Genomic DNA, 9,412 nt, shown 5'->3' on the forward strand with positions numbered 1-9,412 from the left:
GTCAAGGAACTCATCAAGGAGCTCAACCTGTCCAAGACCGCCAACATCCAGGAAGTCTACAACGCCGTCGCCACGAAGCTCTCCGCGGAAAAGGCCGACACGTACAACCGCGAGTTCGCTGGCAAGCTTGTCGCGAACACCGACTACCCGGACGTGAACTACGACGACGCGAACACCCACGCAGAGGAGGTCACCTACCTGACCGACAAGGGCATCGTCAAGGGCTACGCTGACGGCACGTTCGGCTACGGCGCCCCGGTGGCCCGCGTGGACTTCAGCGTGTGGCTGTACCNTGCGGCCGGCAGCCCGGCCGTTGACTCCCAGGCCTCCTTCACGGACGTGACCGCGGCCACGGTCCCGAACCAGGAGTTCCGTGACGCGATCGCTTGGGCGGCCGCGAACAAGATCACGACCGGCTACGCGGACGGCACGTTCGCCCCGTACGCGAGGATCGCCCGTCAGGACGCGGCGGCGTTCATCTACCGTGCGGCCGGCAGCCCGAACTACATCGAGGACTACAACTCGAAGGTGTTCGCGGACGTGACCCCGGGCGACAGCGCGAACCACTCCAAGGCCGTGCTGTGGGCCAACAACAATGGCGTGGTCAAGGGCTTCGCGGGCAGCGTGAACCGCTTCGCGGGTCTCGACACCGTGGCCCGTCAGGACGCGGCCGCCTTCCTGGCCCGCGCCATCCAGGCCAACCTGCTGTGAGCCACGGCCCGCTAGCCCCCGTCTAGCGGCCGCCTCCACAGGCCGAAGGCCCCGGACCCAATCATCCTGGGTCCGGGGCCTTCCCGTATCAAAAGAGCGAGGGCCCGGAGCCCGATCCCCGTTGAGAGGAATCGGACTCCGGGCCCTTCGTCGCGTCCCACCGGCGGGACCGGCCCGGCCTGGGCGTCATGGAGCCTTCGCCGGGATGATCCTGGATTCGCCGGCGCCGCATACGGGAAGGCCCCGAACCCAAAATCATGGGTCCGAGGCCTTCCAGTTGTTTCAGCGGATGCCGTCAGCGGCTGCTAGGCGAGCTCACTTGATGAGGTTGGCCTGCAGGGTGCGGGCCAGGAACGCGGCCGCGTCCTGACGCACCAGAGTGCTGTAGCCGCCGAAGTAGGTCACGTCGCCGCCGGCGTAGCCCTTGACGATGCCGTTCGAGGCGGCCCACAGGACGGCCTGCGAATGGTTCGCGCTGTCGCCCGCGGTCACGTCGCCGAACTTCACGTCCGCGTAGGACTCGTTGAACTTCGGGCTGCCGGCCGCACGGTACAGGAAGGCGGCCGCGTCCTGACGGTTCAGGGTCGCGTACGGGGCGAACGTGCCATCCGAGTAGCCCTTGGTCACGCCCGTGGAGGCGGCCCACGCGATCGCGTCACGGAACTCCTGGTTCGGGACGGTGGCCGCGGTCACGTCGGTGAACGGGGCCTGGGCGTCGACCTTCGGGCTGCCGGCCGCACGGTAGAGCCACACGATGTAGTCCACGCGGGCAAGCTTCGCGCCGTAGCCGAACGTGCCGTCGGCGTAGCCCTTGACGATGCCCTTGGTGGTCAGGTAGGTGATCTCGGCGTTGTGGGTGCCGTAGTCGTCGTAGTTCACGTCCGGGTAGGAGGTCTCGGGCTTAAGCTGGCCGAAGAACTCCTGGTTGAACTCGTCGGCCTTCTCAGCGGACAGCTTCGTGGCCACAAGATTGTAAACCTCGACGATATCCTCGGCCTGAGCCTGAGCGTCAGTGCCGTGCGTGGAAACCTTGAAGTACTTCTGCAGGTCCGTCACCACGCTCTTACGAGTCGCAAGGAACGACTTCCAAGAAGCATCCGTGTAACCCTCAGGCTGAACCAGAACATAGGAGCCGGAACCGGTACGGGCATAGGCCTGGGTCTTGCCGTCAACCTTGTACGCTCCGTCTACCTTCACCGGAACGTTCGGCACGGTGTAGGTCGGGTAGTACAGCGACGGAATGGTGATTCCCTCGGCATTGACAGCCGGGCTGGTGGTCAGACCAGTCACATAGCCACGGGCAAGGTTCGTCAGCAGACCGTTCACGCCGTACTTGGAATCGGCCGTGTAGTTCACATAGATGTCGGTGCCGGAGGTCAGCTTCAGGGAGGCCACGGTGTCGGTATCCGAAATCTTGGAGTTCGCGACAGGCAGGCCATTGTTGGACTTGAGGTAGTAGCCTTCGACGCTGTAGCCGGCACGGTCCGGGGCGACGGCGTCAAGCTGGTCGGCGACGGTCTTGTTGTCGTACAGCTTGGCGGAGATCGTCTTGGCCTGGTCGTAGAGCGGCTTGACGTTCACGGTCACGTACTTGGCGGACGCCTCGTAGCCGGCGAACACGTTCACCACACCCTGGGCGTACTGGTTCGCGAAGTCGAAGGTCGGGACCGTGTTCGGCGCGATCCTATCCCACTCGGCCTGCTTCTTGATCTGATTCACGTCGAAGAAAGCGACCACACGCTCGGAGTTGCCGTCCACGGTGAACTTGCCGGCCTGGTCATACCAGCCGAGGAACGCGTCGTTGTTCACGCGCGGAGACAGCTCGTCGAGCTTCTCCTGGCCGTACGCGTCCACGAAGCTCGAGTTCGCGTTCGTGAAGTAGTACTTGTTGTACTTCGCATCAACGACGGAGACCGGGTGGATCACGTACTCGGTCGCCGGCTGGAAGGCGACGTGCTCGACCTTGATGGAGCCCACGCCCTCGGGGATGGACAGGGACTGGCCGTGCTCGACGGTATTCCAATCACCGGAGCCCGGGATGGCCCACTTGAACGAGTACGCCAGCTGCACGTTGTTCGTGCCCTCGTTCTTGACCAGCTGCACGCCGTCGAGGACGTCGGCCTGACGGGCCACGTCGAACTGGCCGGAGACCTTGTCGCCGTCCTTGTACACGTTGGCGCCGTTGACCGTCACGGTCAGACCGGGATCGGCGACCGCGTTGAGCGTGGTGCCACGCGCGGCGGACGACACCTCGGAATCCCAGCCCTTGAACACCCAGCCGTCACCGACCGTGTCCTTCGACGGAACCTGCCAGTCAGCCACCTGATCACCATCAGCCAGACGCACGTCGACCTCGGTATTGGGCTTGGTGGTGTTGTTAATGGAAACGACACCGGAGGCGCCATCCGGGTTCTCCGCGACAGCAAGCGTGGAACCGGAGGTCGCGTTGTACAGGTTGAACTTGACGACGTTCTCGGACTCGTCCGAGTACTTCACGGCCCAGTGGGCGTACAGGGTGTCGCCGTCGTTCAGCTTCGCGTTCGGGTCCACGGCCTGGCCGCCGGCATCCGGGCTCGTGTACCAACCAGTGAACACGTAATCAGGGTTGACGACCGCGGTGTCGGTGCCGTACTTGGCGTACAGGTCCTTGCCGAACACGCCGTCAGCGTACTGGTAGCCCTCGGCGTCAGTCGTCTTCGAGTCGGTCACGGACAGCTTCGTGCCCTTGGCGTCCACGAAATCAGACGACAGCGATGAGTCGAACTTGCCGCCGTTGGCATCCAGCGTGACCGTCACGTCCGGATACTGGGGGCCATTGCCTCCGAACTCGTCCACGGCGTTGGCCGTGCTGGCCGCCACGCCCATGGTCGCGATCATCGCGACGGAGGCGAGGCCGGCGAGCGGCGCGCGCCAAACCTTAGTGTTTCCAGTCATAATCTGGAACCTTTCTTCTAGGGACACGGGGACGGGCGTCTTCGGGGTTGCGCGTGGGGCGGGTTGTCGTTGGCGCGCGGCTCGGATAGGGTCGGCCGTGCATGCGGTTTGTCTGATAGTGCGGGAGGCGAGCGTATCGTGTCCGTTGTCATACCGGCCGGCAAGGCGTGTCGTATCGGGGATCCGGTCATGCTCAGCGGGGATGATGTCGACGGCGAGCGTCGTGAGATCGAGAGCGAGTACGGCACGGCCGGGGAACTGCGCGCGACGCGTGACTTCATCGGGCTGGATCTTCGCCGGCGGCTTGTCTTGGAGCGTCTCGGCGATTTGGATTTCCCGGAGGGCAGGTGAGCGCGGCTCTTCCCGGTCAGGCGAAGGCGTTATGGCTGGAAGCGTTCAGGTTCATGACCGGTGGGAAAGCGGCGCACTCGTCATGAACCTGAACGCTTCCACGCGTCGGAGGGAAACGCGCCCGGGATTCGCGCGAGCCCGTGCGCATGATGTGCCGCGGCTCCCGCCCGTTATTGCTGCGTCAGACGGTATGAGCGGTTGCGCCTGTCGCCCTCGACGGCGACCACGCCTTCCTGCGCCAGCCTGGTGAGATGGCGCAGCGCGGTGCGTGTCGTCACCCCTGCCCTCGCCGCGACGTCCGCGCTCGATACGGAACCGCGGTCGGACAGCAGACCGAGAATCACCCTGTCCACCCGCCCGCCCGGGAGGGAGGGCGGGCAGGTCCCGCCATTCGCGTCGCCCGAGGCGCAGGACGCCGGCGCCTTCCCCGCCGCGCCCGATCCCGGGACGGGCACGAACGCGCGGAACACGTCCCCGTCCTCCAATACGGGCTCGCGCCCCGAGTAGAGCCGCGAGTATTTGTACAGGTTGCGGGTGCCGCTGCCGAGCTCGTCCGCGCGGCCGATCTGGGTGAAGAAGCCCGCGATGATCGGGTTCTTGGGCATCGGGTTGAAATCGTCCAGGGTGACGCGCCCCTCGAACAGGGCGCGGCTCGCGTTCTCCGTATGGATCCCGTCGTTGCCGATCACGAGACGGGCGATGAGCGGGTGCGTGTACTCGCGGTGGATGAGCAGGTTCGACACCAGCTCGCGGCAGATGATGTTGCGCGCACTCACCCGGATCCCATCGTCGAGCACGAACGGGTCGGGCAGCCGCTCCTGCGCGAACGCGAGCAACCGGTCGTACGAGTCGATCAGGTTCGTGGACACGGTCAGCCGGTCGTCGTACCGGTCCAGGTCCCGCCGGCGCACGAGCGCGTCGGTCTTGTACGCCGGGCACACGTCCCCGATCACCTCGTCCGAGCCCAGGAGGAGCACCGCCGCCAGGGTCAGGCCCCGCTCTCCGGTCTGCCGGTCCCGGCCGTACAGCTTCGCCGCGCGCAGCATCCCCTCCACGTCCAGCTTCAGCCACGGATGGTCCGGGTCGCGCAGGCGGATCATCTCCCGAACCCGGTCCAGCAGGTCCATGCGCAGGTCCTCCATGCCCACGTACGGGTAGATGCGCCGCTCGGAGTACAGGTTCTGCTTGCGCATGTACATGAGCGACACCTGCGCGTCGTCGCGCACCCTCACGTCCGCGTCCGCGCGACGGTCGTACACCACGTTCCTGTACCGGTACACCGACGGGCCCGCCGGCACCCACACGCGCACCACGACCCTGCCCCCGACGTCGATATGCTCCGTCTCGACCGCAGGCGACGGGCTGAACGTGTTCGGGTTGCACGTCACGTTCGCGATGTTGCGCTCGATGTCCCGCACCAGCCTCGGGTTCACTCCAAGCACGTTCCCCTCGTCGTCCACGCCCAGGAAGACGCTGCCGCCCTGGCGGTTCGCGAACGAGCACACCGTCTCATACACGTCCGCCTCCGGCAGGGCGCCGCAGCGCTTGAACTCCTGCGACACGCCCTCGCCCCGCGCCAGACGCGACTCGAGCTCCTCCGGGGTCATGCATACCGCCTTTTCTATCGGACATCTATCGGACATCTATCGGACATTCTATCGGACATGTCCGATAACGGAACCGAAGGTCGAATCCATGCGCGTCCGTCCGCCGGCCCCCGAACGGGGAAGCCGCGCCCCTCGTCGCAGCCGGGGAATCCGCCACACGAATCGTAGCGGAATGAGAACCGGGCCCCACGCATCGCAACGGGCCCCATACTCTCAGCAGGGCCAGGTAACATCCCGCCCGCACACCTCCGACCCGCCATGAACACCTCCCAACCGTCCCGGTGTCCCTAGAAGAAAGGTTCCAGAACATGACTGGAAACACTAAGGTTTGGCGCGCCCCGCTCGCCGGCCTCGCCTCCGTCGCGATGATCGCGACCATGGGCGTGGCGGCCAGCACGGCCAACGCCGCGCCGTCTGATTGGAAGTACGGTGACGATGTCAAGGTGACGCTCGACGCGAACGGCGGCAGCTTCGCTGACGGCTCGCAGTCGAAGCCCGTCACGGATAAGCAGGCCGGCACGGACGCCACGTATGCGGATGGCGTGTTCGAAGGCACTGACGCCATCTACAACAAGTACGCGGGCAATGTTCCGTCCTTCAAGGACGGCAGCCGCGTGTTCACCGGCTGGTACGAGTCCAAGTCGGCCGGTCAGGCCGTTGCCCCGGACGCCGTGCTGGCGGACGGCACGACCCTGTACGCCCACTGGAGGGTCGTTGACAGTGACGAGTCCGAGAACGCCGTCATCTTCAACTTCGACGGCAAGGTCGATTACGACTTCGACGCTGACGTGCTGAGCTCCGGCGTGATCACGGAGTACGGCGACGGTATGCTCGTGCAGCTGGCTGATAACGATACTCTGGCCCCGTGGGAGTACGCGGCCACCGATCGCGCGGGCGACAGCCGCCTGTTCCAGGGCGAGTGGTCCGTGAATCCGTCCAATGCTGTCAAGGGCCCGAACGCCATCACCCCGAAGACCGTGAACGCCGTCAACGTGACCGTTGACAATGAGGGATACACCCTGTACAAGGACGGCAAGGTTCTGACGGCAACGAACTTCGATGCTGCTCCGGGCGCCACCGTCGATGGCCTGGTCGCCTACCGCGCGTCTGATCACACAATCGCGAATGTGTGGACTGCCAAGTGGGGCGACGTCACCAAGGACGTCCCCGTCGAGGCGGGCAAGGTCTCTCCGACCCTGCCATCCGACGTGTCCGCGGAAGTCACCCTGACCCCGAAGACTAAGGGCGTCTCCGCGTACAAGGTCGAGACCTACACGAAGAACAAGACCGAAGTGGCCAAGACGTACTTCGCGCAGAAGAACTGGGCGCTCGCCCAGACCGTCGATGAGGCCCCGGCCCGCGCCCACGCCCAGTTCAAGGGCTGGTACAATCCTGTCGCGTATGACGACAAGGGCATGACCGTGTCCCCGACCCACACCAACGACGCCTACATCGATGGCGACCTGACCTACAAGGAGCAGGCCTACGGCGATCCGGTCGAGTTCGACTTCGGCTCCGAAATCACCGCCGACACGAAGCTGTACGCTGTGTACACGGCGGATGCGAAGTACAAGGAGATCACGCTGGACCCGAACTACGACGGCGCTGACCCGATCGTGGTGAAGGTGTACGAGGGCAAGACCATCGGCAGTCAGCTGCCGACCGTGACCCGTGACGGTTACACGCTCGAGAACTGGTACAACAACAAGAACTTCACCGGTGGCGCTCTGGATCGCAGCGTGGTCGCGGACTTCGCCAAGGACGTGCCGCACTACACCTACTACTACGCGAAGTGGACCGCTGATTCGAAGGGTGGTGTGCAGGGTCTGCTTGCGAAGCTGCACTTGGGCTACAACGCTGATTGGACGACGAAGGACAACACTGATTCCAAGGGTTACGTGGCGACGAGCTGGTCGAAGTTCGTGTCCGCCCGTGAGGACGTGCTGGCCGCGCTGCGCAAGCTCCCGGAGCTGAAGCTGACCAAGGACGCGTCGATCGACAAGGTGTACGCGGCCGTGGAGAAGAGCCTGTCCGCGGAGAAGGCCGACGGGTTCAACCGCCAGCTGTCGGGCATCCTGTCCCCGCTGTCGAAGTTCCCGGACGTGGACTACACGAACGTGAACGCGGGCGCCGAGAAGGACACCGCGCACGCGACCGAGGTCAACGACCTGTACGCCAAGGGCGTGATCACCGGCTACCCGGACGGCACGTTCGGCTGGGGCGTCAACGTGGCCCGTCAGGACTTCATCGTGTGGTTGTGGCGCAACGCGGGCAGCCCGAAGACCGAGCTCACCACCAAGTTCGTTGACGTCGATGCGGACACGTTCGGCGCGGAGGCCATCAGCTGGGCCGCCGCCAAGGGCATCACCGAGGGCTACAAGAACGCTGACGGCACGACCAGCTTCGGCTACGGCAGCCTGATCGCCCGTCAGGACGCGGCCGCGTTCCTGTACCGTGCGGCCGGCAGCCCGAAGTTCAACCCGGACTACTCGGTCAGGACGTTCGCGGACGTGGACGCCTCCACCCCGCACGCCAAGGAGATCCTGTGGGCGTACGAGAACAAGATCGCCAACGGCTTCGGCGGCGGCCAGAACACGTTCCAGGGCCTGGGCTACGTGTACCGCCAGGACGCCGCGGCCTTCATCTCCCGCGTCAACAAGCTCGCCTGACAATGACGGCTGGGGCCTGAACCCCGCCAAGGCGTGAGACCGGAATACAGGAAAGGGCCGGAACCCGAACCCCACCGAGGGGAATCGGGCTCCGGCCCTTCCTCTTTCCGATACGGGAAGGCCCCGGACCCAATCATCATGGGTCCGGGGCCTTCAATCAGTGGGGACGGCTGTCAGCTATAGGCTGGCAGTCGGTCTCACTTGGCGATGTAGCCTGCCTGCAGGGTGCGGGCCAGGAAGGCAGCCGCGTCCTGACGGACCACGATGTTCAGGCCGCCGAAGCGGTTCACGCTACCAGAGTAGCCCTTCGCGATGCCGTAGTGGGCGGCCCACAGCACGGCCTCGGAATGGTTGGCGGTGTCGCCGGCGGTCACGTCAGCGAACTTCACGTCCGCGTAGGACTCGTTGAACTTCGGGGAGCCGGAGGCGCGGTACAGGAACGCCACCGCGTCCTGACGGTTCAGGGTCGCGTACGGGGCGAACGTGCCGTCCGCGTAGCCGGTCGTGATCTTGTTCGCGGCCGCCCAAGCGATCGCGTCACGGAACTCCTGGTTCGGGACCGTGGCCGCGGTCACGTCCGTGAAGGAGGCCTGGGAGTCAACGGCCGGGCTGCCGGCCGCACGGTACAGCCACACGATGAAGTCCACGCGGGCCACCGGGGCGCCGTAGCCGAACGTGCCGTCAGCGTAGCCCTTGACGATGCCCTTGTCGGTCAGGTAGGTGACCTCCTCTGCGTGGGTGTTCGCGTCGTCGTAGTTCACGTCCGGGTAGTCGGTGTTCGCGACAAGCTTGCCAGCGAACTCGCGGTTGTACGTGTCGGCCTTTTCCGCGGAGAGCTTCGTGGCGACGGCGTTGTAGACTTCCTGGATGTTGGCGGTCTTGGACAGGTTGAGCTCCTTGATGAGTTCCTTGACAACCGTGTCGCGGGTCGTGTTGAACTGCTTCCACGAGGCCTCGTTGTAGCCGGCCGGGAGGGCCAGCTTGAAGTCGAACTTGGCGCCGGCGGGCGCAGAGGCATCGCCCTGCTTGAACCACTTCTTGGAGGTCTTGTCATAGTAGACCTTGACCGGGGCGCCGGTGTTCTTCAGGGGCTGGCCGTCCTTGACGTCGGTCACGTAGCCGCGGGCCAGGTTGTACTGC

Annotated in this window: 6 protein-coding genes; 3 read left to right on the forward strand and 3 right to left on the reverse strand. The window is 65.1% G+C overall.

Annotated elements, in window-relative coordinates; genetic code table 11:
• The first annotated feature begins 153 nt into the window (after positions 1-153).
• Positions 154-711, forward strand: coding sequence for an S-layer homology domain-containing protein (locus BMYO_RS11120; RefSeq protein WP_476695613.1), 558 nt, complete (start codon positions 154-156; stop codon positions 709-711).
• A 315-nt stretch (positions 712-1,026) separates the two neighbouring features.
• On the opposite strand, the gene BMYO_RS11125 is transcribed toward BMYO_RS11120, so the two are convergent.
• Positions 1,027-3,645, reverse strand: coding sequence for an S-layer homology domain-containing protein (locus BMYO_RS11125; protein ID WP_094668522.1), 2,619 nt, complete (start codon positions 3,643-3,645; stop codon positions 1,027-1,029).
• A gap of 189 nt (positions 3,646-3,834) precedes the next feature.
• On the opposite strand from BMYO_RS11125, the gene BMYO_RS11715 reads away from it, so the two are divergent.
• Positions 3,835-3,996: a hypothetical protein gene (locus tag BMYO_RS11715; RefSeq protein ID WP_158216999.1), complete on the forward strand. Its 162-nt coding sequence runs from the start codon at positions 3,835-3,837 to the stop codon at positions 3,994-3,996.
• A 170-nt stretch (positions 3,997-4,166) separates the two neighbouring features.
• Here the strand turns inward: BMYO_RS11715 and BMYO_RS11130 are convergent, their stop codons facing one another.
• Positions 4,167-5,603: an RNA-binding domain-containing protein gene (locus BMYO_RS11130; protein WP_094668523.1), complete on the reverse strand. Its 1,437-nt coding sequence runs from the start codon at positions 5,601-5,603 to the stop codon at positions 4,167-4,169.
• A gap of 308 nt (positions 5,604-5,911) precedes the next feature.
• Here BMYO_RS11130 and BMYO_RS11135 point away from each other — a divergent pair, with 308 nt between their 5' ends.
• Complete coding sequence (locus tag BMYO_RS11135; RefSeq protein WP_094668524.1) at positions 5,912-8,272, forward strand: S-layer homology domain-containing protein; 2,361 nt, start codon at positions 5,912-5,914, stop codon at positions 8,270-8,272.
• Between the two features lie 197 nt (positions 8,273-8,469).
• On the opposite strand, the gene BMYO_RS11140 is transcribed toward BMYO_RS11135, so the two are convergent.
• The coding region (locus tag BMYO_RS11140) for an S-layer homology domain-containing protein (RefSeq protein WP_143249197.1) at positions 8,470-9,412 on the reverse strand (943 nt) is incomplete at its 5' end.

Source organism: Bifidobacterium myosotis (assembly GCF_002259745.1).
In the GTDB taxonomy this organism is placed as follows: domain Bacteria; phylum Actinomycetota; class Actinomycetes; order Actinomycetales; family Bifidobacteriaceae; genus Bifidobacterium; species Bifidobacterium myosotis.

Coding starts and splice junctions, on each gene's coding strand:
- BMYO_RS11125 (WP_094668522.1), bottom strand. CDS start 3,645: ATGACTGGAAACACTAAGGTTTGGCGCGCGCCGCTCGCCGGCCTCGCC.
- BMYO_RS11715 (WP_158216999.1), top strand. CDS start 3,835: ATGCTCAGCGGGGATGATGTCGACGGCGAGCGTCGTGAGATCGAGAGC.
- BMYO_RS11130 (WP_094668523.1), bottom strand. CDS start 5,603: ATGACCCCGGAGGAGCTCGAGTCGCGTCTGGCGCGGGGCGAGGGCGTG.
- BMYO_RS11135 (WP_094668524.1), top strand. CDS start 5,912: ATGACTGGAAACACTAAGGTTTGGCGCGCCCCGCTCGCCGGCCTCGCC.